This window comes from Christiangramia aquimixticola (assembly GCF_048285835.1).
GTDB lineage: Bacteria > Bacteroidota > Bacteroidia > Flavobacteriales > Flavobacteriaceae > Christiangramia > Christiangramia aquimixticola.
In genome coordinates this window covers 1-359 of the sequence record NZ_JBLVTL010000072.1, presented here as the reverse complement: position 1 = coordinate 359, position 359 = coordinate 1, and the positions used below count along the sequence as shown (strand labels likewise).

Genomic DNA, 359 nt, shown 5'->3' with positions numbered 1-359 from the left:
TCACACACATCGCTAGCTGAAGGAGAAGCAACTGCAGGAATATTATCACACGTTACAGTAACATCTGCAGGAACTCCGGATAATGTAGGAGCACTAGCGTCAGAAACTGTGATTTTCTGAGATTGTGAAGAACTATTTCCGGCAGCATCTGTTGCAGTCCAGGTTCTTGTAATCTCGTAGTTATAAAAAGAAGCTTGATCAGGATCTGTTCCTTTGGTACTAGTTTCAGCAAAGGTGATAGCAGGGGTAGCATCACACACATCGCTAGCTGAAGGAGAAGCAACTGCAGGAATATTATCACACGTTACAGTAACATCTGCAGGAACTCCGGATAATGTAGGAGCACTAGCGTCAGAAAC

At 44.0% G+C, this 359-nt stretch carries 1 pseudogene; it reads right to left on the bottom strand.

The features are described 5' to 3' along the window. A pseudogene (locus ACNKXV_RS13555) lies at positions 1 to 359 on the bottom strand (hypothetical protein); the annotation flags it as partial.